General features: G+C 71.8%; 24 protein-coding genes. 11 read left to right on the forward strand and 13 right to left on the reverse strand.

Translation table 11 applies throughout. The annotated features are described in order from the left end of the window. The first annotated feature begins 110 nt into the window (after nucleotides 1-110). The 3 genes from QSK37_RS21245 to QSK37_RS21255 all read left to right on the forward strand — a co-directional run bounded on the left by QSK37_RS21245 (nucleotide 111) and on the right by QSK37_RS21255 (nucleotide 3,819). The gene (locus QSK37_RS21245) at nucleotides 111-737 is read left to right on the forward strand and encodes a maleylpyruvate isomerase N-terminal domain-containing protein (RefSeq protein ID WP_285623754.1); all 627 of its coding nucleotides are present in this window, start codon (nucleotides 111-113) and stop codon (nucleotides 735-737) included. A 102-nt stretch (nucleotides 738-839) separates the two neighbouring features. Continuing rightward, nucleotides 840-1,985 (forward strand): FAD-dependent monooxygenase, encoded by a 1,146-nt coding sequence (locus tag QSK37_RS21250; RefSeq protein WP_285623755.1) that lies wholly within the window; start codon nucleotides 840-842, stop codon nucleotides 1,983-1,985. Between the two features lie 1,186 nt (nucleotides 1,986-3,171). Next, nucleotides 3,172-3,819 carry a lysophospholipid acyltransferase family protein gene (locus QSK37_RS21255; protein ID WP_285576049.1) on the forward strand — a complete coding sequence of 216 codons (648 nt, stop codon included), beginning with the start codon at nucleotides 3,172-3,174 and terminating at the stop codon, nucleotides 3,817-3,819. Here the strand turns inward: QSK37_RS21255 and QSK37_RS21260 are convergent. Together QSK37_RS21260 and QSK37_RS21265 are read right to left on the reverse strand one after the other, a co-directional pair. After that, nucleotides 3,806-4,453: a response regulator transcription factor gene (locus QSK37_RS21260; RefSeq protein WP_285623756.1), complete on the reverse strand. Its 648-nt coding sequence runs from the start codon at nucleotides 4,451-4,453 to the stop codon at nucleotides 3,806-3,808. The genes QSK37_RS21255 and QSK37_RS21260 overlap by 14 nt on opposite strands. Further along, the gene (locus QSK37_RS21265) at nucleotides 4,450-5,748 is read right to left on the reverse strand and encodes a sensor histidine kinase (RefSeq protein ID WP_285623758.1); all 1,299 of its coding nucleotides are present in this window, start codon (nucleotides 5,746-5,748) and stop codon (nucleotides 4,450-4,452) included. Before QSK37_RS21265 ends, QSK37_RS21260 begins: the two co-directional genes overlap by 4 nt. Before the next feature lie 323 nt (nucleotides 5,749-6,071). On the opposite strand from QSK37_RS21265, the gene rho reads away from it, so the two are divergent. Further along, entirely contained in the window at nucleotides 6,072-7,271 is a 1,200-nt protein-coding gene (gene rho / locus QSK37_RS21270; protein WP_285624945.1) for a transcription termination factor Rho, read from the forward strand. Nucleotides 7,272-7,277: 6 nt separating this feature from the next. On the opposite strand, the gene QSK37_RS21275 is transcribed toward rho, so the two are convergent. From QSK37_RS21275 to QSK37_RS21305, 7 genes are all read right to left on the reverse strand, one after another. Beyond that, a complete protein-coding gene (locus QSK37_RS21275; RefSeq protein ID WP_285623759.1) occupies nucleotides 7,278-8,075 on the reverse strand; it encodes a hypothetical protein in 798 nt (265 codons plus the stop codon). Nucleotides 8,076-8,288: 213 nt separating this feature from the next. Next, the gene (gene glmS / locus QSK37_RS21280) at nucleotides 8,289-10,091 is read right to left on the reverse strand and encodes a glutamine--fructose-6-phosphate transaminase (isomerizing) (protein ID WP_285623761.1); all 1,803 of its coding nucleotides are present in this window, start codon (nucleotides 10,089-10,091) and stop codon (nucleotides 8,289-8,291) included. A 12-nt stretch (nucleotides 10,092-10,103) separates the two neighbouring features. Continuing rightward, on the reverse strand, nucleotides 10,104-10,373 hold the full coding sequence (locus tag QSK37_RS21285) for a hypothetical protein (protein WP_285623763.1): 270 nt from the start codon (nucleotides 10,371-10,373) through the stop codon (nucleotides 10,104-10,106). Between the two features lie 103 nt (nucleotides 10,374-10,476). Then, nucleotides 10,477-11,229 carry an SDR family NAD(P)-dependent oxidoreductase gene (locus tag QSK37_RS21290; protein WP_285623764.1) on the reverse strand — a complete coding sequence of 251 codons (753 nt, stop codon included), beginning with the start codon at nucleotides 11,227-11,229 and terminating at the stop codon, nucleotides 10,477-10,479. Beyond that, nucleotides 11,226-11,849 (reverse strand): hypothetical protein, encoded by a 624-nt coding sequence (locus tag QSK37_RS21295; RefSeq protein WP_285623766.1) that lies wholly within the window; start codon nucleotides 11,847-11,849, stop codon nucleotides 11,226-11,228. The genes QSK37_RS21290 and QSK37_RS21295 overlap by 4 nt, the downstream gene beginning before the upstream one ends. A gap of 14 nt (nucleotides 11,850-11,863) precedes the next feature. Beyond that, nucleotides 11,864-12,445, reverse strand: a complete 582-nt coding sequence (locus QSK37_RS21300) for a TetR/AcrR family transcriptional regulator (protein WP_285623768.1) — start codon at nucleotides 12,443-12,445, stop codon at nucleotides 11,864-11,866. Nucleotides 12,446-12,478: 33 nt separating this feature from the next. Further along, entirely contained in the window at nucleotides 12,479-13,735 is a 1,257-nt protein-coding gene (locus QSK37_RS21305; protein WP_285623770.1) for an MFS transporter, read from the reverse strand. A gap of 70 nt (nucleotides 13,736-13,805) precedes the next feature. Here QSK37_RS21305 and QSK37_RS21310 point away from each other — a divergent pair, with 70 nt between their 5' ends. Beyond that, on the forward strand, nucleotides 13,806-14,309 hold the full coding sequence (locus QSK37_RS21310; protein ID WP_285623771.1) for a MarR family winged helix-turn-helix transcriptional regulator: 504 nt from the start codon (nucleotides 13,806-13,808) through the stop codon (nucleotides 14,307-14,309). Between the two features lie 21 nt (nucleotides 14,310-14,330). On the opposite strand, the gene QSK37_RS21315 is transcribed toward QSK37_RS21310, so the two are convergent. Continuing rightward, nucleotides 14,331-14,774: a VOC family protein gene (locus QSK37_RS21315; protein WP_285623773.1), complete on the reverse strand. Its 444-nt coding sequence runs from the start codon at nucleotides 14,772-14,774 to the stop codon at nucleotides 14,331-14,333. A gap of 34 nt (nucleotides 14,775-14,808) precedes the next feature. Between QSK37_RS21315 and QSK37_RS21320 the strand changes: the two genes are divergently transcribed. After that, nucleotides 14,809-15,567, forward strand: a complete 759-nt coding sequence (locus QSK37_RS21320; RefSeq protein ID WP_285623775.1) for a helix-turn-helix domain-containing protein — start codon at nucleotides 14,809-14,811, stop codon at nucleotides 15,565-15,567. 55 nt (nucleotides 15,568-15,622) lie between these two features. On the opposite strand, the gene QSK37_RS21325 is transcribed toward QSK37_RS21320, so the two are convergent. Then, nucleotides 15,623-17,119: an MFS transporter gene (locus QSK37_RS21325; RefSeq protein ID WP_285623777.1), complete on the reverse strand. Its 1,497-nt coding sequence runs from the start codon at nucleotides 17,117-17,119 to the stop codon at nucleotides 15,623-15,625. A gap of 86 nt (nucleotides 17,120-17,205) precedes the next feature. On the opposite strand from QSK37_RS21325, the gene QSK37_RS21330 reads away from it, so the two are divergent. Then, on the forward strand, nucleotides 17,206-17,613 hold the full coding sequence (locus QSK37_RS21330; RefSeq protein ID WP_285623778.1) for a MarR family winged helix-turn-helix transcriptional regulator: 408 nt from the start codon (nucleotides 17,206-17,208) through the stop codon (nucleotides 17,611-17,613). Between the two features lie 96 nt (nucleotides 17,614-17,709). Here the strand turns inward: QSK37_RS21330 and QSK37_RS21335 are convergent, their stop codons facing one another. Continuing rightward, entirely contained in the window at nucleotides 17,710-18,192 is a 483-nt protein-coding gene (locus QSK37_RS21335) for a MarR family winged helix-turn-helix transcriptional regulator (RefSeq protein ID WP_285623780.1), read from the reverse strand. A 59-nt stretch (nucleotides 18,193-18,251) separates the two neighbouring features. On the opposite strand from QSK37_RS21335, the gene QSK37_RS21340 reads away from it, so the two are divergent. Beyond that, the gene (locus tag QSK37_RS21340; RefSeq protein WP_285623782.1) at nucleotides 18,252-18,629 is read left to right on the forward strand and encodes a cupin domain-containing protein; all 378 of its coding nucleotides are present in this window, start codon (nucleotides 18,252-18,254) and stop codon (nucleotides 18,627-18,629) included. Nucleotides 18,630-18,831: 202 nt separating this feature from the next. On the opposite strand, the gene QSK37_RS21345 is transcribed toward QSK37_RS21340, so the two are convergent. Continuing rightward, nucleotides 18,832-19,956 (reverse strand): FAD-dependent oxidoreductase, encoded by a 1,125-nt coding sequence (locus QSK37_RS21345; RefSeq protein ID WP_285623783.1) that lies wholly within the window; start codon nucleotides 19,954-19,956, stop codon nucleotides 18,832-18,834. Nucleotides 19,957-20,053: 97 nt separating this feature from the next. Between QSK37_RS21345 and QSK37_RS21350 the strand changes: the two genes are divergently transcribed. The 3 genes from QSK37_RS21350 (at nucleotide 20,054) to QSK37_RS21360 (ending at nucleotide 22,805) form a co-directional block, all read left to right on the forward strand. Next, nucleotides 20,054-20,785, forward strand: coding sequence for a TetR/AcrR family transcriptional regulator (locus tag QSK37_RS21350; RefSeq protein WP_285623784.1), 732 nt, complete (start codon nucleotides 20,054-20,056; stop codon nucleotides 20,783-20,785). Nucleotides 20,786-21,087: 302 nt separating this feature from the next. Continuing rightward, nucleotides 21,088-22,287, forward strand: coding sequence for a uroporphyrinogen-III synthase (locus tag QSK37_RS21355; RefSeq protein WP_285624948.1), 1,200 nt, complete (start codon nucleotides 21,088-21,090; stop codon nucleotides 22,285-22,287). A gap of 134 nt (nucleotides 22,288-22,421) precedes the next feature. After that, nucleotides 22,422-22,805, forward strand: coding sequence for a hypothetical protein (locus QSK37_RS21360; protein WP_285623786.1), 384 nt, complete (start codon nucleotides 22,422-22,424; stop codon nucleotides 22,803-22,805). Nucleotides 22,806-23,391 lie beyond the last annotated feature (586 nt).

A 23,391-nucleotide genomic window follows, 5' to 3' on the forward strand; every position in this document is an offset into this window, starting at 1 on the left:
GCCGTCCGACTCTGAGAATCTACCGACTCAGAGAATCGTCGTGGGCCACAGCGCCCGGTCCGCTCGCGGCGAAGCGAGTCAGTGGGAAGTGCTCTGTCCGGGGGGATCACGTGGAGCGCACGCCGCCAGATCGGCGCGACCTTCTGCGCGCGTGCAGAGAGGGCGTCGTCGCGATCTGTGAGCTGGCCGCGCACTTCTCCGACTGGTCCGTGGCCACGCCGTGCCGGGAGTGGGAGGCCATCGACCTGGCCGGTCACCTTCGCTGCGTGGCGGAGAACTTCCACGAGTACCTCAACGACGCCCCGTCCAGCCGGCTGTCCCGGCTGTTCGCCCAGGACGCCCCCGCCGCCCTTCTCGTACGCCAGCTCTCCCGGCAGAACGCCGCGGAGCTGGCCGTGCTGCCGCCCGCGACGGGTCGCGAGCACATCGTCGCGTTCGCCGTCTCGGCGGAGGCGTACGCCGACCGGCTGCCGGACGTGTGGGACGAGGCGTACCTGTCCTACCGCGGCACCAAGCTGACGGCGGGCGACTACGCCGGCGCGGTGTGCGTCGAGTGGCACCTGCACGCCTGGGACCTCGCCCGCGCCCTCGACAAGGACCACCGCCCGAGCCGGCCCGACGTCATCGAGGCCGCCTGGCGCACGGGCGTGCCGCATCTGCCCGCACCGGCCGGGGGAGACCGCTGGGAGGCCGTCCTGCGCGCCTCCGGCCGGGCTCCCGACTGGCAGCCCAGCTGACGCCTTCTGTCAGCGCGGCGTAGGCACACCGCCGCCATCGATCAGCGCCCTGTCAGCGCACCCGGCGACGCTCCGGGTGATCGAGACGACAGGGAGAGTGTCATGCGGAAGGTTCTCATCGTCGGTGCGAGCATCGGCGGGCCGGCGTTGGCCCACTGGCTGCGGCGGTACGGGTTCGAGGTCACGGTCGTGGAGCGGGCGGCCGGTCTGCGGCCCGGTGGCCAGGCGATCGACGTCCGGGGCCCGGCGGTCGAGGTGGTCCGGCGCATGGGGGTGCTGGAGGAGGTCCGCCGCCGGAGCACGGACCTGCGCGGCATGTCGATGGTCGGCGAGAACGGCGAGGAGCTGTTCCGCACGACCGATCGGACCGCGAGCGGCGGCGACGTGGACGGTCCGGACGTGGAGATCCTGCGCGACGACCTGGCGGCGATCCTCGCCGGCGCCGGTGAGGCCGAGTACCTCTTCGGCGACGCGGTCGTCGCGCTCGACCAGGACGCCGACGAGGTACGGGTCGGCTTCCAGAGCGGTACGCGGCGGACCTTCGACCTGGTCGTCGGCGCGGACGGGGTGCACTCCTCGACGAGGCGGCTGGTGTTCGGGCCGGAGGAGGACCATCTGCGGCACCTCGGCAGCTACCTCGCCGTCTGGACGGTGCCGAACTACCTCGGCCTGGACCGCTGGGAGGTGGTGTACCCGATGAGCGGCGACCTCTGGGGCGCGATGGTGATGAGCGTCCGCGGCAACCGGGAGGCGAGGGTCTACGTGGGCTTCGACACGGACGTGCCGCCCGCGACGTTCCTGCCCTCGGACGTGGGCGAGCAGAAACGCCTGGTGGCCGAGTGGTTCGCCCACGCGGGCTGGGAACTGCCGCGGCTGCTGAAGCACATGGAGGACGCACCGGACTTCCACTTCGACGCCATGGCGCAGATCCACCTGGACACGTGGTCGCGCGGCCGGGTCGCGCTCGTCGGCGACGCCGGGTACTGCGGATCGCCCGCCTCGGGCCAGGGCACGAGCATGGCGCTGGTCGGCGCGTACGTCCTCGCGGGCGAACTCGCGCGGGCCGGCGGCGACCACGCGGCGGCCTTCGCGGCGTACGAGCGTGAGCTGCGCGACTACGTCGCCGGCAACCAGGCCCTCGCACTGGAGAACCAGGCCCGGCGGCGGGAACAGGCGAAGACCGGCGATCACGCACTTCCGGAGAACCCGCGAGAGGTCGTCGACGCGTATCCGCTGAAGGACTACTGACCGACGGCGGAGACGACCTCGCCCCCGGCGTCGCGGCCCGGCCGTGACCGCGGACGGCATAGGCGGCTCGAGCCGCCGGCCGACAGGCACTTCGCCTCCCGGGCCACGCTGGGTGACGACGTGCTCATGGCGGAGCGGCGTCTCCTGGTACGGACGCCGCTCCAGCGCCTCCAGGCGCGCGGCGAGCACCGCGCGGGGGACCTCGAGGTTGGACGGGGAGGTCGCGGGCGGGCGTGCCTGGAACGTCCCGCACGCGGTCGCGGCGGCGGCCTCGGCCGTGAACGCGGGCCGCGTGGGTGAGGATGCGGCTGGGGCCGTCGGCCGACAGGTGCTTCGCTCCTCTGGGCCGCGCTCGGTGAGGACGCCTCCAGACGTGCGGCGAGCACCGCGCGAGGGACGTCGGGGTGGGCGGGGAGGCCGCGGGTCAGCGGGCCTGGGACGTCGTGTGCGCGGTCGCGGCGGCGGCCCGGCCGGCGCTGGGGAGCCGAGGGCCGAGAACCCGGCGTCATGACGTGCGAGGCCCGGACGGCCGCGCTGCTCGGCGCGATCACGGGTGGCCGGAGGTGGTCGGCCTGCTCGCGCCCACCGCCTCCAGTCGGTGGGCTTCATGGCGGCGGGGCCGCGGAGCGCCGAGCCGGTGCCCTACCCACGGCTGTTCCGCCGGCTCGGCTTCGCGATCGCGACGGCCGGGCTCCTGTGAACCGGGCAGCGGGATCGGAGTCATGAGCCACCTGCCGACCGCGCCAGGTCGTGTCCTCGGGGAGCCGCCCCCTCGCCGCCGGCACGGCCACCGACGTCCACGCGGCCACCGCGGTCCGCCACGAGTACCTCGTCGGCGAGCGTCCGCTCCCGGCGAGGAGTCTCCTTCCTGGTCTCCCCGCCGGTACGACGGCTCACCGCCGCGGACGATGCCCTCTCTCGACCGCCCTGGCGGCGTCGGCGACACCGGGCGCGGCGCTGGACGCCTCCGCGACCTGGACCGGTCCAGGTCGCGCACGCCGCACTCGTCGTCTTTGTGAGTCCCGCACCAGTCGGCGCGATCGCCGCTACGCTCATCGGTAGAAGTTCGTGCGTCAAGTGAGGGTGTGGTACAAGAACCGTCGGTTATTTCTTGTAACGCCCCCGCACCGACGCGCCGGGAGGTGAGGCGTCAGACTGTCGGGCACCCCTCGGTGGAAGGCTGACCGTGTTCTTCTGGTTGCTCAAGCACATCCTGCTCGGCCCCTGGCTGCGTCTGTTGTTCCGGCCCAAGGTCGTCGGCACGATGCCCAAGCGTGGGCCGGCCATCATCGCCTCGAACCACCTGTCGTTCTGCGACTCGCTGTTCCTGCCGCTCATGGCGCCGGGGCAGCTGGTATTCATCGGCAAGGACGACTACTTCGTCCGCAAGGGCATCAAGGGCCGGCTCATGGCCGCCTTCTTCCGCGGCGTCGGCACGATCCCGGTGGACCGTCGCGGGGGCAGTGAGGCGGCCGATGCCCTCAGCACGGCGCTGCGCGTCCTGCAGGAGGGCCGGCTGTTCGGCATCTATCCCGAGGGCACGCGTTCGCCGGACGGCCGGCTGTACCGCGGCAAGACCGGCGTCGCGCGGCTCGCGGTGGAGTCCGGTGCGCCGGTGTACCCCTGCGCGCTCATCGGCACCGACGACATCCAGCCCACCGGTTACCGCATGCCTCGCAAGATCATGCAGCCGGTGATCAAGCTCGGCGAGCCGCTCCGGTACGGCAAGGACGCCGATCTGCGCAAGGCCACCGACGAGATCATCGCGGCGATCCAGGCGCTGTCCGGCCAGGAGTACGTCGACGTGTACGCCTCCACGATCAAGAAGGGCTGACGAAGCCGGACTCGTAGGCCGCGATCACCGCCTGTGTACGGTCGCGGGCCCGTAGTTTGGCCAGCACGTTGCCGACGTGCGTCTTGACCGTCTCCACGCTGACCACGAGCTCGCCCGCGATCTCGGCGTTGGACAGCCCGCGGGCCATGAGCGTGAGCACCTCACCCTCGCGGTCGGTGAGGCGCGCCGTGCGTACCCGGTCGGCGTCGCGGCCGCTCGCGTGCCGGGCGGCCAGCCCGCGGATCGCGGCGGGGAACAGCAGCGAGTCGCTCAGCGCCACGGTGCGCAAGGCCTGGATGATCTCCTCGGTCCGGGCGCGCTTGAGCAGGAAGCCGCTCGCGCCCGCCCGCAGCGCCTCGTACACGTAGTCGTCGTTCTCGAACGTGGTGATGACGAGGATGCGAGGCGGCTCCGGCACCGTGGACAGGATGGTCCGCGTCGCCTGGATGCCGTCCACCCTGGGCATCCGGACGTCCATCAGCACCACGTCGGGGCGCAGGGAGCGCACCAGGGGGAGTACCTCCGCGCCGTCGCCGGCCTCGCCCACGACGGCGAACCCGGGCTCCGCGTCGATGATGGCCCGCAGGCCGGTGCGGATCAGCACCTCGTCGTCCACGATCAGAACGTCGGTCACCGGCCCCTCACACTCTCCCGCTCCACGCCGTCGCCGGCCGCCTCTCGGTCCTCCACCGTCTCGCCGGACCAGGGCACGACCGGGAGCGTGACGGCGATCCGCCAGTGCCCGTCGTCCGCGCCGGCGGTCATCCGGCCGCCCAGGACCGCGACGCGCTCGCGGATGCCCCGCAGCCCGTGCCCGCCGCCCGTACGGGGCGGGGCGGACGCGTGGAGCGGATTGGTCAGCTCCAGTACGAGCCGCGAGGCGCGCACCGCCAGGCGTACCGTCACGGGCACCTTGCCGGCGTGCCGCAGGGCGTTGGTGAGCCCCTCCTGCACGATCCGGTACGCCTCGCGGGACACCACCGGCGGAACCTCCTCGACGCGGCCGAGGTCCGCGTGCACCTCGACGCCCGCCGACCGGGTCTGCTCGAACAGCGCGGGAAGGTCCGTGAGGGTCCGCTGGGGCGTCTTCGCGCTCATGTCCTCGCGCAGCAGTCCGAGGACGTGGTCGAGGTCCTCCAGGGCGGTGCGTCCGGTCTCCTCGATCGCGGTGAGCGCACGCCGGGCGAACTCGGGGTCGCTGTCGAGCAGGCGTGCCGCCGCGGCCGCCTGCAGCGTGGTGACGGTGAGCGCGTGGCCGACGGAGTCGTGCAGCTCCCGTGCCAGCCGGTTGCGTTCCAGCAGCGACTCGGCGCGCCGTTCCAGATGGGCCAGCCGGTCGGCGGCGGAGGGGCCGAGCAGCAGGGGCGCGAGCCGTGCGAACAGGGCGCCGGCCCCGGCGCCGAGGTAGGCGATCGCGGGCAGCGTCAGCAGCGCCGCGGGCACCGACCAGGATGGCGCGAACACCAACGTGTGGCCGAGGAACCGGCGGGTGGCCGCATGGTCGAGGAACGGCGTCTCCAGCAGGAACAGCATCATCGGCACGCCGAACACCACGGCGAAACCGATGGTGCCGCCGACACCGATGTGCAGCAGCCACCAGACGGCGGTGCGGCGGCGCGAGCGCCATGACCGCAGGCCCTCGGGCGTCTCCTCGGGCAGCCGCACGCCCAGCAGCGTCTCGGCGGCGGTCCGGCACAGGACCCGTACGGCCGGGATGAAGGCGACGGCGCCGGAGATGACGATGAAGGAGACCAGCATGCCCAGCGCGCCGATGAAGCCGCGCGTCGGCTGGTCGCTGACGTGCCGCATGATCTGCACGAGCGCGGCGTAGATCAGCACGTACGGCACGAGCAGCGCGGTGCCGCCGAGGAGGAAGGTCCAGCGCCGGTAGGTGGTGACGCTCACGAGCGGGCGGACCACGGATCTCATGTCGTCGATCCTGACAGAGCGTGCCGTCCGCCGCCTCCCCCGTGCGAGCGAGGCCGAGTCACCTTCGCGCGCCGGTGTGGCGGAATAACGACGGGTTGGTATACGCTAACGATGTTGCCGAGGATTCCGGTTCATCCGGATAGGCGCTCTTCCCAGCCGATATGGCTGCGTCTTTCTCGCCCCCCTTCTTGCTCCGGGCGACCGAACCTCCTCCGCGAGATCGATGTTTCTCTCGTCGGTTTCCGGCGTGCCTGTGGCGCGCCTCCAGGCCGCGTGTCCTTTTCCGCGTGCCCTTTCTCTGATCTTCCCGCCGAAAGGATCCCCTGATGAGCACGATGATCGAATCCGCCGCCGCGACCCGGCCGGCGGACTCCAGGCCCCCCGAGGAGAACCCGCCCGCCCCGGTGTCGGGCATCCTCGACGTGGGGGACAAGAATGCCTTCGTCCGGGTCACCGGCTACCTGCCGGGCCCCGGCGACACCTACCTGTCCGCCGCCCAGGTCGCGCGGTACGGGCTGCGCCCCGGCGACCACGTCGAAGGCGCCGCGCGCTCTCCCCGGCCGGGCGACCGGCGCGAGAAGTTCCGCAACCTCGTCCGCCTGGACACCGTCAACGGCCGCCCTGCGAACAATCCGAACAACACCGACAAGAGGCCGGAATTCGCCGACCTGACGCCGTTGTACCCACAGGAACGCCTGCGCCTGGAAACGGGCCGCGACGACCTGACCGGACGCATCACCGACCTGATCGCCCCGATCGGGAAAGGCCAGCGCGGGCTCATCGTCGCACCGCCGAAGGCGGGCAAGACGATGGTGCTCAAAGCCCTCGCCAAGGCCGTGCGCGCCGCCGACCCCGAATGCCACCTGATGGTCGTCCTGGTGGACGAACGGCCCGAGGAGGTCACCGACATGCGGCGGTCGGTGGACGCCGAGGTCGTGCACTCCACCTTCGACCGGCCGGCGAGCGACCACGTCGCGGTCGCCGAGCTGGCGATCGAGCGAGCCAAACGGCTCGTCGAACTCGGCCGTGACGTGGTCGTCATCCTCGACTCGATCACCCGTCTCGGCCGGGCGTACAACCTCGGGGCGCCCTCGAACAGCCGGATCCTCGCCGGTGGCGTCGCGACGAGCGCGATCCACCCGCCGCGCCGGTTCCTCGGCGCCGCCCGCAACATCGAGGACGGCGGCTCGCTGACCATCCTCGCGTCGGTGCTCGTGGAGACCGGCTCGCGCATGGACGAGGTGTTCTTCGAGGAGTTCAAGGGCACCGGGAACATGGAGCTGCGGCTCCGCCGTGACCTCGCCGACCGGAGGATCTTCCCGGCCGTGGACATCGCCCCCTCCGGCACGCGCCGCGACGACCTGCTGATGTCACCGGCGGAGCTGGAGGCGGTCAACCGCCTGCGCCAGGTCCTGACCGCCCTGGGCCCTCAGGAGGCCCTCGAACTCCTCATCGGCAAGCTCCGCGACACCTCGTCCAACGCGGAGTTCCTCACCCAGATCCTGCGCGAAGCCGCGCGCTGACCCGCATCACCACCACTCGACGGCCGGCCCGCTCCGTATGAAATAGGCGTAGGGAAATTCGCCGATCATGTCGTTGAGAGGTGCGGCCCACCCGTCCCGGCCGTTCACGGCATAGACGTCGTCCAGGTGCACGGCGTTCATGTAGCGAGGAAACCTCGATGAGTGGTCCGCCAGGTAGAGGAACCCTCGGGAGCCCGGCACGTAGCTCATCTGCTCCAGGATCTTCGCCGTCCCGGTGACATTTTCGAACTGGTAAGGGCGGCCGGGGTCCCATCGTCTGCTCGCCAGTCCTTCAACGAAGGTGTCGAAGTCCATCTCGTATGCTGGTTTGCCGGCGACCGACACCTTCTTCGTGGTGAGGAAGTCGTCTATCGCGAGCGCACTCGACCAGGAAGGCTCTTGCTGCAGAACGCCCCCGACGAGCTTTGTGTTCTGGCCTCTGAGGGGATTCACGTTCCTGGCGACGAAGTTCATCACCTCGCCCGTGCAGTTGTTCCACTTCGACCTTCGCATGTACGCCGCAACATCGCTGATCCTCTGGTGGCCGAGACGCAACCACTCCTCTTCTTCGCGGGTGACGTTCTCAAAAGGATTCTCTCCGCGGAGGGTGCCGTCGACGAAACGACCCCTGACGCCCTCGGTGTCCCGAGGTAGAAGGTGGTTCACATTATCGGTGACGTCCTTGTAGGCGTGAGAGATTCCTCTTGCCGCGTTAGAGGCCCCCTTCGCGCCCGTGTGGAAAAAATCTCCGGTTGCACGGAAAATCGTTTTCGCGAGGTTCTTTCCTTCTGCGCCACCGACCATGCGAATCTCCTGTGGGGGCATACGGGAGGTCGGCCGAAATCCCGTACGCGCCATCGTGCTGATCGCACGACATCGCAGCCCCCGGCCAGGTGCCGGCTTGGCGGCAGAGCCGACCGGGGGAGGGCGTTGACGACGGCCGACGCATGGTCGGCATCATACAGACATCAGTGTCTCTTCGACGGGCGAAGCGCGCCGCCTCCGCCCGGCCGGGTTCTAGTCGACGGTGACGCTCTTGGCCAGGTTGCGCGGTTTGTCGACGTCGTGGTCGAGCGCGACCGCGGCGTGGTACGCGAGCAGCTGCAGTGGGATCGGCAGCAGGATCGCGTCGAGTTCCGGCTCGTTCTTGGGCACGACGACGGAGTCCTCGCCCGCGTCGGTGTGGCCGATCGTGATGACCCGGCCGTGCCGGGCGCGGATCTCCCCGAGCGTCGAGCGGTTCTTGTCCAGCAGTTCGTCGTCCGGCACGATCGCGACGGCCGGCAGGTCGGGGCTGATGAGAGCGAGAGGCCCGTGCTTGAGCTCGCTCGCCGGGTACGCCTCCGCGTGGATGTAGGAGACCTCCTTGAGCTTCTGCGCCCCCTCCCGCGCGACCGGCCAGCCGCGCACCCGGCCGACGAACAGCATGCTGCGGTACTTCGCCAGGTCCGCGGCGAGGGCGGCGATCCGGTCCTCCTGCCGCAGGATCTCCTCGATCTGGCCCGGCAGCGCCCGCAGGCCCTCGGCGATCCGCCGCCCGTCGGCGGGGGACAGGTCGTGGATGCGGCCCAGATGCAGGGCGAGCAGCGCGAACACCACGGCCGTCGACGTGTAGGCCTTAGTGGAGGCCACCGCGATCTCCGGTCCGGCGTGCAGGTAGATCCCGCCGTCGCACTCGCGGGCGATCGCGCTGCCGACCGCGTTGACCACTCCGAGGACCCGGCCGCCCTTGCGCCGGAGCTCCTGGACGGCCGCGAGCGTGTCGTACGTCTCGCCGGACTGGCTCACCGCGATGTACAGCGTGTCCGCCTCGACGACCGGGTTGCGATAGCGGAACTCCGAGGCGGGTTCGGCGTCGGCCGGGATGCGGGCCAGCTCCTCGATGAGCTGCGCGCCGACCTGCCCGGCGTAGTACGCCGAGCCGCAGCCGAGGATCTTGACCCGGCGGATCGCCCGCGCCTCGCGCGGGTCCAGTTCCAGCCCGCCCAGGTGCGCGGTGTGGAACCGGCCGTCGAGCCGCCCGCGCAAGGCGCGCTCGACCGCGGCGGGCTGCTCGTGGATCTCCTTGCGCATGAAGTGCGTGTAGCCCTCGGCGTCGTAGGCGGCGTCCTCGGTCTCGATGACCGACGGCTCCTTGCGGGTCGCGCGGGCGTCGGGCGTGGACGTGCGGAACCCGTCCGGGCGGATCGTGGCGAGCTCGCCGTCGTCCAGGTGCACCACCTGGCGCGTGTAGCGGACCAGCGCGGCGACGTCGGAGGCCGCGTACATCTCCTTCTCACCGATGCCGAGCACGACCGGGCTGCCGTTGCGGGCGACGACGAGCACGCCGGGGTGGCGCGTGTCCACGACGGCGATGCCGTACGTGCCGACGATCTGCGACAGCGCCTCGCGTACGGCGTCCTCCAGCTCGGCGGCGGCCGAGCGCGCGATCAGGTGCGGCAGGACCTCGCTGTCGGTCTCGGAGGCGAGGACGACGCCGTCGGCCCGCAGCTTGGCGCGCAGCTCGTCGGCGTTCTCGATGATGCCGTTGTGCACGACGGCCACGGTGCCGGCGACGTGCGGGTGGGCGTTGTCGTCGCTCGGCTCACCGTGCGTCGCCCACCGGGTGTGGCCGATGCCCGTACCGCCCTTGAACCGGGCGGGCAGGCTCGCCGCGAGGGCGGCGACGCGGCCCGCGGCCTTGCGCACCCGCAGGTCGCCCGAGCGGCCGACGACCGCGAGCCCGGCCGAGTCGTACCCGCGGTACTCCAGGCGTGCCAGCCCCTCGGTCAGGATGGGGACGGCGTCCCCGGGCCCGGTGTAGGCGACGATTCCGCACATGAGTCCTGCCTCTCAGCCGTAGACGATCCGCCGGAGCTGGCGCAGCGACAGCTCCGGCGGAGCCACGCGGCGCTGCGGCAGCTCGGCCGCGACGCGTTCGAAGATCTGGTCGTTGGTGAGCCCGGCCGCCTTCAGCTCGGCGTGCCGCCGGCGGACGAAGTCCTCGGCCGGCTCGGCGAAGTAGGCCAGCACGTCGGCCACCACGCGCGCGGCCTCACCCGCGCTCAGCGACGTCGTACGGGCGAGGTGGACGAGAAGGTCGTCGTACGCGTGGCTGGGCATGTGGCAGGATCTAACCCCATGTGGCGAGAGAAAGCCAAGAATCCTGCCCGATATCGGGCAGGAAACAGGCCTTAGGTCCCTGTAATGGTCCTTCCGTAAAGAGTCAGGCGGTCGCGCCGCCGTCGACGGTGAGCTCGTGTCCGACGACGAACGCCGCCTCGGACGAGGCCAGCCACAGGACCGCGGCGGCCACCTCCTCGGCCGCGCCGATCCGTCCCGCCGGGACGCGCGCCCCGACCCGTGCCGCGCGGTCCGCCTCGCTCTCGCCGGGGCGCATCGACATCGCGGTGGCGACCGGTCCGGGGCTGACCACGTTGATCCGTACGCCGTCGGCGACGGCCTCGCGGGCGGCGGCCTTGGACAGCGCGACGACTCCGGCCTTGGTCGCGCCGTACGCGCCGAGGCCCGGCACGGCGGTGACCCCGATCGACGCGGTGTTCACGATCGCGCCGCCGCCGTGCGCGCGCATGTGCGCGATCTCGTGCCGGAGCGCCAGCCACACGCCGGTCAGGTTGGTGCCGACCATGGCCGTCCAGTCGTCCTCGGCGATCCCGGTCACCGGCCCGCCCGCCAGGACGGCGGCGTTGTTGAACGCGACGTGCAGGCCGCCGTGACGCTCGACCGTGGTGGCCACGAGCCGGGCGACATCCTCCGATCTCGAGACGTCGGCGGTGACGGCGCTCGCGGTGCCGCCCTCCTCCTTGATGAGCCGCACGGTCGCCTCCAGCGGCCCGGCGCCGCGGCCGGCCACGACGACGGTCGCGCCCTCGCGGGCGAACGCCAGCGCGGTGGCCCGGCCGATGCCGGATCCGCCGCCCGTCACGAGCGCGACCTGTCCGGTAAAGCGTGCGGTCATGTCCTTCTCTCCTGTTCATCGAGTCCGGCGCCGAAGCGGCGCCAGGGGTGCGGTGAGGGCGAGGGCGGCCGCGGCGACCCGCGGCGCGACCGCGTACCCGCTTCCGGCCTCGCCCGAGTGGGCGTTCGCGATCGCGACCAGGACGGTGAGCCCGACCGGCGGCTCGACCTCCATGGCGCGCCGCCGGCCAGCCCCAGATGTCCGGCCGGGACGTCCTCGGTGGCCGCGACCGTCGCGGCGGCGAACGTCACGCCCGCGCCCAGCGGGAAGACGAGCAGCCCGGCGTAGGGCGCGCCGAGCCGGGGGAGCAGCCGACCGGCGAGCACACCCGCGGCGGCCAGGGCCGGGGCGGGCACGAACACGGCGCGCGGCCGGAGCAGGTCCGTGGGACGGCCGCCGAGCAGCAGCAGCCCGCCGAAGGACGATCCGTACGCGGACGCGGCGAGTACCAGGTCGCGGGGGCCGGTCCGCAGGTCACGCTGGATCGCGGGGAGCGCGACGGTGATGACGGTGATGCTCGCGATGACCGTGACCTGGATCGTCGCGAGCAGGGCGAAGGCCGCTCTATCGAGACCGGTCGTTCTGTTATCGAGGCGTGCGGAGGCGCTGGTCGAGGTCACGATGAGTCTCCCGGTCAGTCCAGGAGCGACAGGGCCTGGGCGGCCGCGTCGCGAATGCGGGCGGGCTCCGGCGCCGTTCGGCCGAGGACCCGGATGCCCTGGAGCAGCACGAGCAGGAACCGCGCCAGGGCCTGCGGGTCCTTCTCCGCGGCGAGCTCGCCCTGGGCGCGGGCGCGGATGAGCGCCGAGGTCAGCGCGGTCTCCACGGTGTCCCAGCTGGCGGCCACGCGCCGGGCCGCGTGCGGGTCGCGGGGGGCCAGCTCGACCGCGGTGTTCACCACCAGGCAGCCGCGCCGGCGCTCGTCGGTGAGGGACTCCTCGGTGTAGGCGTTCACCAGCGCGCGTACGGCCGGCAGCGCCGGGCCCGGCTGGGACAGCAGCTCCACGACGTTCGGGTCGCGGACCTGGACGTACCGCTCGTACGCCTTGAGGTAGAGCTCGTGCTTGCCGCCGAAGGTGGCGTAGATGCTCGCGCGGGCGATGCCGAGGTGCTCCACGAGGTCGGCCATCGAGGTGGCCTCGTAACCGCGTTCCCAGAACAGCTCCATGGCCTTCTGGAGCGCCGAGTCCGGGTCGAACTCCTTGGTGCGTGCCACGAACGGAACCGTAGCCCTATCGAGACCGATCGGTCAATTAAAGGAGCCCGGTCGGTGACACGCGGCCATCGCTTCCCGCTCGCGCCGGCGTGGCCTGCCGGGCGACACGCTCCGGTAGCCCCGGACGTCGGCGAGCGCCAGCACGGCCAGGTTCGCCCCGGCGACCAGGACCGCCAGGGCCAGCAACGGTGCGGCGGCCCCGGTCACCGCGGCGACCGGGGCCGCCACCGCCATCCCGAGCGGCCGGCTGGCGAAGGAGATCAGTGCGTCGAACGAGCCGACCCGGCCCAGCGACTCCTGCGGGATCCGGTGCTGCAGGGTCGTCTCCCACAGCGGGCTGAGCACCCCGAGGCCGAACATCGCCGCGAAATAGGTCGGCGCGACGACCGCCAGCAGCGCGCCGGAGGGGACGAGCGCGGCAACCCCGAGCGCGGCCAGCGGCAGCCCGTACACCGCGCCGCCGAACGCGACCGCCACCAGCGGGCGGCGGATCCGCAGCCGGCTCGCGCAATACACCCCGATCAGCATGCCCGCGGTGCCGGCCTGGGCGATGACCACCCAGGCGGCGTCCCCGCCCAGACGCCGGACCGCGATGACCGGGGCGAGCGTCAGCAGGAACCCCGCCGCCAGATGCCAGACGCCGTGCCCGGTCACGATGGCGAGGAACCACGAGTGCCGCCGCGTCTCCCGCCAGCCCTCGCGCAGCTCCGCGGTGAACCGCTCCCGCTCGACGTGCGGCGTGGGGCGGCGTGGGGCGAGCCCGCCGAGGGTCGCCGCGGAGACCGCGAAGAGCCCGGCGGTGAGCAGCGATGACCAGCCGGGTCCCGCGGCCAGTACCAGCCCGCCGGCGGCGGCCGGGGCGGCCATCTGGGCCAGCCCCTCGGCGACGCCGAGCCGGGCGTTCGCCCGGAGCCGGTCGGCGCCCTCGATGACGCCCGCCACCAGCCGCCGTACGGCCGGGGTCCCGAACGCCACTCCGGCGCCGGTGACGGCCGAGAGGGCGGCCAGCTCCGGGATCCGGGCCGGGCCGCGCAGCAGCTCCACGCCGATCGCGGCCTGCGCCGCGCCGCGCAGCAGGTCGGCGGCGAACACCACCCGCTGGGCCGGGAACCGGTCGGCGACCACCCCGGCGACCGGCAGCAGCAACAGCATCGGGAGCAGCTCACAGGCCAGGACGACGCCGAGCGTGGCGGCCGAGCCGGTGGCCCGCACCACGGCGAGCGTCAGGGTCGTCGGGATGAGCGCGGTGGCCAGGGCGGCGTTGGTCCGGCCGAAGATCAGTCGACGCATGCACCGGAAAGTAGTTCGCTGACATATGATTCGTCAACGAACTATTTGCCGACGTAGCATAATGGCCCGTGTGGAGGACTCCGTCGATCACCACCTGGCCCGGTGGCGCGGCAAGGCACCCTACGACGAGCGCACTGAGGCGATCATCACCCGGATGCAGTTCCTGGTGAAGCACGTCCACCAGGCCAAGGACCGCGCCCTGGCCGAGATCGGGCTGCAGGAGTTCGAGTTCGAGACCCTGCACCGGCTGGTCTCTCACGGCGGGTCGATGACGCCCTCCGAGCTGGCGCAGGAGCTGCTGCTGTCACCCGCCGGAATGACCGGGCGGCTGGACACGCTGGAGCAGGCCGGGCTGGTAAGGCGGCTGCGCGGCACCGGCGACCGGCGCCGGGTCGGGGTGGAGCTCACCGACGCCGGCCACGCGAAGTGGCTGGCCGCGATGGAAGTGCGCGCCGTGGTCGAAGGCGACATGGTCGCCGCGCTGGACCCGGCCGCCCAGGAGACGCTGGACGCGTTGCTCAGGCAGATGCTCGCCAAGGTGGAGACCGACCGGAACGCCGCCTCCACCCGCTGAACACCGGGGGCCCGCGCGGTTTCAGGCGTCGTCGACGAGGCCGAGGTGCACCCGGCCGTCCGCGTCGACCCGCCAGGCGGGGTTGTGGCAGATCTCCCAGACGAGGCCGTTCGGGTCGGCGACGTGACCGTGGTAGCCGCCGAACGCGGCCCGCTGAGGCGACTTCACCGTCCGCGCGCCGGCCTCGACCATCCGCCGTACGGTGGCGTCGACGGCGTCGGGGGAGTCCACGTTGTGCGACAGGGTGAGACCGCCGAGCCGGCCGTCCGCCGGAGTGCCCTCCATGTCGGCGACGAACTTGTCCGCGTCGAACAGGCCGAGCACCGTTCCGGGCGCCACCTGGAAGAAGATGATCTCACCGGGCACGTCCAGCAGGGGTCGCCAGCCGAGCCCGTCGCGGTAGAAGGCGCGGGCGGCGTCGAGGTCGGGCGTGGACAAGGTGATGAAATGGGCTCGTTGTTCCATGCCCTCAGCATGGCCGGACCAGGGGTGGGCTGTCTTGAACGGATCGGACGCGGGCCTGCCGTCGTGCTACCGCGAGCGGCGTGCGGCCGTGCCGCATCCGTTCGTCGCGTGCTGGTGGGAACAGCGGGTCGGCGACGACCGGGACGGCTACGTCCAGCGGGTGGTGCCGGACGCGTGCGCGGACGTCATCGTCTCCTCGGCCGGTACGGCGTACGTCGTCGGCCCGGCCACGAGCGTGCAGTTGCCGCGTCTGGCGGGCGGTGAGCGTCTGCGGGGGCTGCGCCTCCGTACGGCGGCGATCGGCGCGGCGCTCGGGCTGCCCGCACGGGACCTGCGCGACCTGCAGGTGCCGCTCGCCGAGCTGTTCCCGCGCCGGGAGGCGGCGCGGATCGCCGACGACGTACGGGGCGGGCGCCTGCCGTCCGTCCTGGACACCGGCGCCCGGGATCGCCGGGTGGAACACGCGGTGGGCCGCCTGCTGCGGCCCGCGTCGCGGGTCGCCGCCGTCGCGGACGACCTGGGGATCTCCGAACGCCACCTGCGGCGGCTGGTCGCCGACCATGCCGGGCTGGAGCCGTCGACACTCCAGCGGGTCGCGCGCTTCCAGCGGTTCCTGGCCCTGTCGGACGGGGGCGGGCGCGAGGCCGGGCTGGCGGAGCTGGCCGGGCGGACCGGGTACGCCGACCAGGCCCACCTCAGCCGTGAGGTGCGGGCCCTGGCCGGCCTGACACCGTCGGCCCTCCTCGCCGAGCGGCGTCGAAACGTGCCGCTCGGCGAGGAGACGGCCCGATGACGGGACCGCCTCCTCGTTCCGTCTGACGGACGGCGCGGACCGGCGGCCGCGCGGATCAGGCGGCCTCGGCCTCTTCCACCTCGGCCGGCGCGATCCCGGCGCGGTGCGCTCCGCCCTGCCGGGCGCGGCGGCGTACGACGAGGGGCAGGAGGGCCATCGCCAGGCCGGCGACGGCCACGAAGGTCACGAAGACCAGGCCGGGCCGGTACGCGTCGAGGACGCCGGCGGCCGTACGGGCCGGGGGACCGGCGGAGATGACGGCGGTGGTGATGGCCAGCACCAGGGCCGCGCCGACCTGCGCGGCCGTCTGCACGAGCCCGGCCGCCAGGCCCTGCTCGTCGTCGTGGATCCCCGCCGTCGCCTGGACGTTGATCGAGGGGAACCCGAGCGCGAAGCCGACGCCGAGCAGGATGGCGGTCGGCAGGATCGCCGTGACGTACACCGGGTGCGTGCCGATCGGCAGGAACAGCACGTAACCGGCGGACATCGCCGCCAGGCCGCCGACGATGAACCGCGCCGTGCCGAACCGGTCGATCATCGTGCCGGCGAACGGCGCGCTGAGCGCGACGAGCAGTCCGGCGGGCAGCAGCGCGAGCGCCATCTTCAACGGGGCCCAGCCGAGCACGTCCTGCAGGTAGAGAGTGATGATGAACTGGAACGACGTGTAGGAGCCGAACAGCGCGACGATGGCGAGGTTGGCCCGCACGAGCGTGCCCTTGCGCAGGATGCCGAGCCGGACCAGCGGGTGCCGCACCCGGCGCTCGACGTACACGAACGCGGCCAGCAGCACGATCACCCCGGCGGCCAGGGCGAGCGTCACGGGTGAGGTCCAGCCCCGGGCCGGAGCCGACACCAGGTCGTAGACGAGCAGGAGCATCGCGCCGGTGGAGGTGAGCGCGCCGAGGACGTCGTGACCGCCGGAGGAGGCGGGCGTGTCGCGGGGGATCAGGGTCAGTCCGGCGGTGAGCGCGACGATCGCGATCGGCACCGGCATGAGGAACGTCCACCGCCAGCCGAAGCCGGTCATCAGGCCGCCGAAGATCAGGCCGGAGGAGTAGCCGCTGGCGCCGAAGACCGTGTAGATCGACAGCGCCTTGTTGCGCATGCGGCCCTCGGCGAAGGTCGTGGTGATGATCGACAGTCCGGTCGGGGCGGTGAACGCCGCGCTGACGCCCTTGATGAAGCGCGTGGCGATCAGCAGGGGACCGGAGTCGACGAGGCCGCCGAGCAGCGACGCGACGGCGAACACCGCCAGGGCTATCAGGAAGACCCGCCGCCGGCCGAGGAGGTCCGCGGTGCGGCCGCCCAGCAGGAGCAGGCCGCCGTAGCCGAGGACGTATCCGCTGACGATCCACTGCAGGCTCGAGGTCGCCAGGTGCAGTTCGGTGCCGATCGACGGCAGTGCGACGCCGACCATCGACACGTCGAGACCGTCGAGGAACAGCACGAGGGAGAGCACGGCGAGGACGCCCCACAGGCGTGCGGGCCAGCGCTGCCGTCGGGGCAGGTCGTTATCGGACAGAAGGGAATCAGGTGTCACGGTCGTGGTCACCGGACCGAAGTTACATGCACATGCATTGGATGTCCACGCATTTAATGTGTTTGCATTGAAGTGGGGAAGGGTGGTATGTTCCGCCCATGAGCGATGCCGGTGAAGAGGCGGTCGTCCGGCGCTGGCGCGACCTGCTCGCCTGCTACAGCACGGTTTCGTGCGCGCTGGACCGCGCACTGCAGGACGCGCACGGCATCGGCATGAGCGAGTTCGAGGCGCTCGACCGGCTCGTCGACGCGACGTGCGAGCAGCGCCGCATGCACGACCTGGCGGGCGACATGTACCTCAGCCAGAGCGCGCTGTCCCGTACGGTGGCCCGCCTGGAGCGGGCCGGTCTCGTCGGGCGCACCATGTGCGACGACGACCGCCGCGCGATCTTCGTAACGCTCACCGAGGCCGGCCGCGAACGCCACGCGCAGGCCCGCCGCACGCAGCGCGCCGTCCTCGCCGAGCACCTCGCGCCCGAGCCGGAGCCTGCGCGAGCGGGCGCCTGAGCAGGACCGGTCGCACACGCCGGTTCGTCGCGTGTGGCGCCATCGGCGCGTCGCTCCGCGCGGCACCCTAGCCGGATGCCCTGCCCGAAGGGCGCGTTACGGTGCGTTGAACCACTGTGGGGTGTCGAGCTGGAACGCGTCGGGTGGCGTGACCTTGCGCAGGTCCTCCACCATGGCCCGCAGCCGGTCCTCGCCGATGGTCTCGGCCCACTGGCCACGCAGGTCCTCGAAGATCTGCTCCGACCGCTCGAGCGCGTCGTAGGCGTGCGGGGTCAGCGTGTAGGTCTTGCGGCGCGCATCGCCGGGATCGTGCCCGGGCCGCACATAGCCGAGCCCCTCCAGCGTGTCGATGGTCTTGCCCGCCGCCTGCTTGGAGACGCCCAGCGCCCGGCCCAGGTCGGCGGCCGTGGTCCCGTACCGGCCGCCGGCCCGCATGATGGCCTGGAAGACGAACCCGTGCATGGGCCGCATCCGCGGGTGGCCCTGCCGGGCGAGCTCCTCGTGCAGCTCGTCGATGAGCACCCGGAACCCCAGTAGCAGCCGCAGCGGCAGTTCGAAGCCCCGCAGTTCACTTGACACGATGGACAACCTCATTAACCATATAGACAACGACCTTGTCTATCTTAGGGATGTGAACCGTGACGCTCGTCCGTCATGCCGAAAGCCGTCGATCCGAGACCCCGAACGCCGTCATGACCACCTTCGCCTCGCCGACCCTGGGCGGTGCGCGATCCTCCGTCTGGCGTACCGAGGTCGAGCCCGGCGTGAAGGGCCCCGTCCACGTCTTCGACGTCGAACAGATCTGGACCTTCCTCGACGGGGAGGTGACCATCGAACTCGACGGCGAAACCTCCACGGCGGGCCCCGGCGACACGGCCGTCCTGCCCGCCCACACCACCCGCCGGCTCACCGCCGGCCCCCAGGGGTACACCGCCATCGTCACGGCTCCCGCCGGCGCTCACGCCTGGACCCTCGGCGACGCCGACAACAAGATCACACCCCCCTGGATCGCCTGACCGGCAGCCCTCACGGCCGGTACGCGACTTCTCCGTGGAACCGTGCGGCCCTGATCCGCCGCTCGTGGCAGCCGCGCCGCGGGCCGGGCCGCCGCGGCGGTCGGTTCGTTTCGCAGGTCGCGCCGGAACTGCCCGACGGCGGCGATCACGTTGATGACCAGGGTGGTGGTGGCGGCGGCCAGGTCGTGGGGTGAATTTCGGCCTAGGACGGTTTCGCTTCGGGGACGAAGGCGGGCAGCTTCTCGAGACTGCCGCGCACGGCCTCGGCGCCGTACTCGAACATCTGCCGCTCGTAGTCGTCGACCGCGCTGGGCAGATCCTGGCGGCCTTCGTCGACCTCGATCAGGCGGCGGCGCAGCAGGTCGGCATCGCGCAGCGCGGTGTTCGCGCCGTTGCCGCCGGTCGGGGAGGTGGCGTGGATCGCGTCGCCGAGCAGCGTGACCGGGCCGGACGCCCAGCGCTCACCGGGCTTGACCACCCGGATGGACAGCAGCGTGCTGTTGTCCGGGTCGGCCTGCTCGATCAGCGCGCGCAGCTCCGGGTGCCAACCTTCCATCCTGGACAGCACGGCGTCCTTCGCGGTCAGGTCCTCCAGCGAGCCGTTCGGCGGAAGGATCATGGCCCAGCGCACGTAGTCGCCGATGTCGGGCAGCGTGACTTCGGGGGCCAGTTGCTCGGCGGCCTGCCTCGGCGGGGTACGGAAGCGCATCGCGCCGAGCAGCAGGCTGACGCCGTCGCCCGTGACCTTCGAGCCGTAGGCCTTGGACAGGCCGGCGAACTCGTCGGTCAGCGGGGTGCGGCCGATGACGAACCGGACGCCGGTGTCGGTCGGGGCGGTCTGCGGCGACAACACTCCGCGGACCGCGGAGGTGACGCCGTCCGCGCCGACGAGCAGGTCGGCGGTGGCCGGGTCACGGCGGGCGAACCGGGCTTGGACGTTGCCGTCGGCCAGCACGTCGTAGCCGGTCAGCGTGGCATCGGTGTGCACGGTCAGGCCGGTCAGCAACAGGTGCCGCAGCACCTGCCGGTCGACCACGATGCCGGTCCGGCCCGCGCCGAGCTTGCCGATCTCGTTCAGCTGCGGGTCCAGGATCAGCTGCTCGGCGGAGGCGTCCATGACGATCTCGTCCAGCAGCGGGTGCCAGCGCGTCGGTAGGCAGTCGCGCACCGCCTGGAAACCGATCAGGTTCAGCACGAGCCGGTAGCCCTGGAACCGTGCGACGATCCCCGGGTCGCGCTCGAACACGTCGGCCTCGATCCCGGCACCACGGAGACCCTGCGCGAGAGCCAGACCTCCCAGACCGGCTCCTACAACGGAAACTCGCATCACACACCCCCGGGACATTGATACGAACTTAGTTCGTTCATGACGATCTAAGTTCTACCTCAACGAACTTAGATCGTGTCAAGCTATAGTGGCCGGCATGTCCGCCGATCCCCGCCAACGCCGCGCGGCTCGCCACGCCCAACCCGCGGCGGAGGCCGCCGCGTCGGCACCACGCAAGAAGCCGATCACCGTCGAACGGATCACCGACGCCGCCCTCGAGGTCGTCGCCACCGAGGGGTATGACGCGCTGACCATCCGCCGGGTCGCCGCCATGCTCGGCACCGGTCCGTCGTCGCTGTACGCGCACATCGTCAACAAGGCTGACATCGACGACCTGCTGATCGGGCGGCTGTGCTCGGAGCTGGTGCTGCCCAAGCCCGATCCAGCGCGGTGGCGTGAGCAGATCCGAGACGTGTGCGCCCAGATCCGCGACCAGTACCTGAGGTACCCGGGTATCTCCCGGGCCGCGCTCGCGATGGTCCCCACCAACCTGGAAACCTTGCGGGTGAACGAGGGGATGCTCGCGATCCTGCTCGCCGGGGGTGTCCAGCCGCAGACCGCGGCCTGGGCCATCGACGCCCTCTCGCTCTACGTCGCCGGCTACGCGCTGGAGACCTCCATGATCCAGCAGCGGCGGAAGGACCCGGAGGCGACCTGGGTCCTGACCCGGGACCAACTGGTCGATCGCTTCCAAGCCCTGCCCGAGGCCGCCTTCCCCAACACCAGGCAGTACGCGACCGAACTCACCTCCGGCACCGGATATGAGCGCTTCGACTTCGCCCTGGCGCTGCTCATCGACAACCTCGCCCCGCAGGCACCACCCGCGTGACCCCCGCCCCGTCGACGTGCCAGGTCAGGGGGTAGGTGAGCGGCTTGTAGCACAGCGGTAACAAGCGAGACCCAGACCCGAAACGCCTCCTCGTAAAGATCGTGGTCAAGTCGTCTCCGGGGAGAGGGTGAGCGGATGGCCGGCCGCTGCGGCATGGTGGGGTACGGGAGGGCGGCTCGTCGTCCGGCCGAAGCGTGGCCCGGTCGCGCGGGCCCGCACGAACCTTACTATGTAAAGGCGGCGGGCTGTGACGCGCCACCCGGGTCGTCCGCGATGACCCGGCGCCGGGTCGAGGCGGCCGCATCGTGAGCGCCGAGCCGCTGGCCGGGTTCACCGTCGGCGTCACGGCCGCCCGTCGTCACGAGGAGCTGTCCGGCCTGCTGGAACGCAAGGGTGCGCGGGTCGTGTACGCGCCGGCGATCCGCCTGGTGCCGCTCGCGGACGACACCGAACTGCTCGACGCCACCCGCGACCTGCTGGCCGAGCCGGTCGACGACGTCATCGTCACCACGGGGGTGGGCTTCCGTGGGTGGCTGGAGGCGGCGGAGGGCTGGGGCCTGCGGGGCGACCTGGTCAAGCTGCTGGCCGACGCCCGGATTCTCACCCGCGGGCCGCGGGCGAGGGGCGCGGTCCGCGCGGCCGGGGTGACCGAGACGTGGTCGCCGCAGACGGAGCGCTGGGAGGAGGTCCTGCGGCACCTGCTGGAGGAGGACCTCGGCGGGCGCCGCATCGCGGTGCAGCTGTACGGCGAGCCCACCCCGCAGCTGACCGGCATGCTCCGCCGCGCGGGCGCGCGGGTCGTGGAGATCCCGGTGTACCGGTGGGCGCGCAGCGACGATCCGACGCCCCTGCGCCGCCTGGTCGGGCAGGCGGTGGCCGGCACGGTCGACGCGATCACCTTCACGAGCGCGCCCGCGGTCGCCGCCACCCTGGCCGTCGCGGCCGACGACAACCTCGAAGGCCTGCTCCTGGGCGCGCTGCGGACCAACGTCCTGGCCGCCTGCGTCGGGCCGGTCACGGCCGCGCCGCTGGAGGAGAGGGGAGTGGTCCCGATCAGCCCGGAGCGCGCCCGGCTGAGCGCGCTGGTCCAGGTCCTGTCCGTGGAGCTGCCGGCCCGGCGGGCGAGCCGGCTGGCCGTCCACGGGCACGCGCTGGAGCTTCGCGGGCACGCGGTCGTCCTCGACGGCCAGCTCAAGCCGATCGCCCCGGCGCCGATGGCGATCCTGCGCGCGCTGGCCCGCCGTCCCGGGCACGTCGTCTCACGCGCGGAACTGTGCGGGGTGCTGCCCAGCCGCGCGCTGCCCGGCGGGGCGTACGGCCGGCCGCAGGCCGACGAGCACGCGGTGGAGATGGCGGTGGCGCGGCTGCGGCGGGGCCTCGGCGGAGGCGGGCTGGTGGAGACGGTGGTCAAACGCGGATACCGGCTGGCCTGCGATCCGATCTTCACCGGTGACCGTCCGCTGCCGACCGGGACCTCCGGCTCGCAAGAATCTACAATGTAAAGGCGGGCGGCGGGTCGTCACCGCATTCCTGCGGGAGAGCCCACATCCGGTTGCTACGAGGTCACCGTCGACTCGACGGTGACCAGCATGTCGGTGAGCCACGCGCGTTCGGCCGATGAGGTCACCCGGGCGATGTGCTGGATGCCCGCCTGGAAGGGGGAGCGGAGTTCGTCCTGGCGCAGCACCCGGTCGTCGTCGACGAAGAACCCCCGTCGCGGGTCCTGGAGGAACTCCAGGCGCTACCGGAGCACCCGGGCCTGAGCATCCGCCGACGGCAGCAGGTGCAGGAAGGCCGGCAGCAGGAAGTACTTGTTGCGGTCGCTGATCTCCAGCTCGTCCGGTCGCTCGAGGCGTCACCGCAGCTCGGCGCGGCCGGCGTCGGTCAGCTCGAAGACGCGGCCCTCCACCACGACAACCAGGCGCTACGCGAGCACCTGGACAGCCGCACCGGCAAGATCGTAGACCTGACCACCCGCAGAGAAGAACGGCGCGACGGGCCGGTCATCGGGCCCTGCTGACTCGCTGATCCTTCGGGGGCATCACGTCGATGGCGCGGTTTGGTCGTTGAGAGCTGCGGTGTACCGGTCTTCAGTTGCGAGTGCGCGCAGGAGCGGTCCGGCTAGCCGCCGTGTGACGGCCTCTGGGGCTTGGGTAAGTTCGGCCCAGGTGGCGGTGGTTGTTTCGGCGTAGGTGTCTTCGTCGTAGCGTGCTGGGTTGCCGAAGCCCAGGCTCCTGTGAGTCACACAACTCCAGACCTCGCCATCCAACCTGGGCCTGGGAGGGCCACGTCGCGCGCCTCGCCCGCAGGCACCGCCTGGTGCCATATCAGCCCAGCGGGCCAGTCACCGTGGGCGCCGACGGCGTCCATCTGGCGGTCTGCTGGTCACTAGGCCGTTCTTGATCGGACAGCCTACGGACCGGTTGCGATTCAACGCCATGTCCCATGAGCGCATCCGCTGAACGCGACACGGGCGACCACGCACCCACCTTGACAGCCCGACTGCTGGAACAAATCAACGCAGCACAAGGGGATCCTGCCGAGTGCGTGACCAGCACACGCGCTCTTGCCGCGTCCCTCGGATCGTCACGGCGCCGCATCCAGCG

This window comes from Actinoallomurus iriomotensis (genome assembly GCF_030269445.1).
Taxonomy (GTDB): domain Bacteria; phylum Actinomycetota; class Actinomycetes; order Streptosporangiales; family Streptosporangiaceae; genus Actinoallomurus; species Actinoallomurus iriomotensis.

Bases quoted from the DNA above. Each gene is read 5' to 3' on its own strand.
- QSK37_RS21350 (WP_285623784.1), top strand. From the start codon at position 20,054: ATGTCCGCCGATCCCCGCCAACGCCGCGCGGCTCGCCACGCCCAACCC.
- QSK37_RS21285 (WP_285623763.1), bottom strand. From the start codon at position 10,373: ATGCCCAGCCACGCGTACGACGACCTTCTCGTCCACCTCGCCCGTACG.
- QSK37_RS21305 (WP_285623770.1), bottom strand. From the start codon at position 13,735: ATGCGTCGACTGATCTTCGGCCGGACCAACGCCGCCCTGGCCACCGCG.
- QSK37_RS21290 (WP_285623764.1), bottom strand. From the start codon at position 11,229: ATGACCGCACGCTTTACCGGACAGGTCGCGCTCGTGACGGGCGGCGGA.
- glmS (WP_285623761.1), bottom strand. From the start codon at position 10,091: ATGTGCGGAATCGTCGCCTACACCGGGCCCGGGGACGCCGTCCCCATC.
- QSK37_RS21330 (WP_285623778.1), top strand. From the start codon at position 17,206: ATGAGCGATGCCGGTGAAGAGGCGGTCGTCCGGCGCTGGCGCGACCTG.
- QSK37_RS21275 (WP_285623759.1), bottom strand. From the start codon at position 8,075: ATGGTCGGTGGCGCAGAAGGAAAGAACCTCGCGAAAACGATTTTCCGT.
- QSK37_RS21250 (WP_285623755.1), top strand. From the start codon at position 840: ATGCGGAAGGTTCTCATCGTCGGTGCGAGCATCGGCGGGCCGGCGTTG.
- QSK37_RS21265 (WP_285623758.1), bottom strand. From the start codon at position 5,748: ATGAGATCCGTGGTCCGCCCGCTCGTGAGCGTCACCACCTACCGGCGC.
- QSK37_RS21345 (WP_285623783.1), bottom strand. From the start codon at position 19,956: ATGCGAGTTTCCGTTGTAGGAGCCGGTCTGGGAGGTCTGGCTCTCGCG.
- QSK37_RS21315 (WP_285623773.1), bottom strand. From the start codon at position 14,774: ATGGAACAACGAGCCCATTTCATCACCTTGTCCACGCCCGACCTCGAC.